The sequence below is a fragment of the Sphingomonas sp. JC676 genome (assembly GCF_014489075.1).
GTDB lineage: Bacteria > Pseudomonadota > Alphaproteobacteria > Sphingomonadales > Sphingomonadaceae > Sphingomonas.
The window spans coordinates 1-967 of record NZ_JACTGR010000029.1 but is presented as its reverse complement, the minus strand read 5'-3'; the positions used below and the strand labels follow the sequence as shown (position 1 = coordinate 967).

1 pseudogene is annotated in these 967 nt (G+C 68.4%); it reads left to right on the top strand.

The window, feature by feature from the left end:
* Positions 1 to 351: 351 nt before the first annotated feature.
* Positions 352 to 967, top strand: a pseudogene (locus IAG41_RS22875) (ArdC family protein); the annotation flags it as partial.

The window sequence follows — 967 nt, the reverse complement described above, 5'->3', positions numbered from 1 at the left end:
GCGTATCTGTTGGCCTGGCCCCCGAAGCGGGATGGCCGGCTCTCCCTGCTAGGCCCGCCTCGGCGAGCCGCAACCCGGCTGCGCCGCGTCCTCCACGGTGTTGTGGCCCTGCGGGTGCGGCCCGCCTTTGCGGCGTGCCTTTCCGGTCGATTTTCGCCGCCCACCCCACTCCGGGGTTCCGGTGCGGGGAAGGTGAGAAGGGTTTGGCAGAAGGTGACTTGCAAGGGCCGTCCACACATTCGTTCCGGCCCCTTCGGGTGCGGCCCGCCTTTATCGGCGGGACTGTCGGTCCGCTCCTGCCGCCCACCGCGCCATTCCGGCGCCGGTTGCGGTGGTTTGGGAGTGAGGAAGATGGAAAAGACCGAGACCAATCGTGAGAGCCTCTATGCCGGGGTGACGGCGCGGTGATTGCCGAGCTGGAGCAGGGGCGGCTGCCTGGGTGCAGCCTTGGGATGGCGCGGCCTGTGGTTGCACGATGCCGCACAATGCGGGGACCCGGCGGCGTTATTCTGGGATCAACGTCCTGATCCTGTGGGCGGCGGTCATCGAGGGCGGATATAGTTCGCAGCGCTGGCTGACCTACCGGCAGGCGCAGGCGGTGGGCGGTAACGTCCGCAAGGGCGAGCGGGGCACGACCGTCTGCTATGCGGATCGCTTCACGCCCAGGGACGAGGCTGAGCGCGCGCGGGACGAGGACCGCGAGGCGCGGCAGCTGGCGTTCCTCAAGCGGTTCACGGTGTTCAATGTCGATCAGTGCGAGGGGCTGCCCGAGGCGTTGAGCGCCGCGCCCGAGCTTCCTGAAGAGGTAGATGTCCTCCCGCAGGTGCAAGCTTTTATCGACGCGAGCGGCGCGGATTTCCGGGTCGGTGGCGCGGAGGCCTATTATTCGCCGAGCGCGGACTATGTCGCGGTGCCGCCGCCGGCAGCGTTTCACGAGCCGATCAACTGGTACCGCACCGCGCTCCAC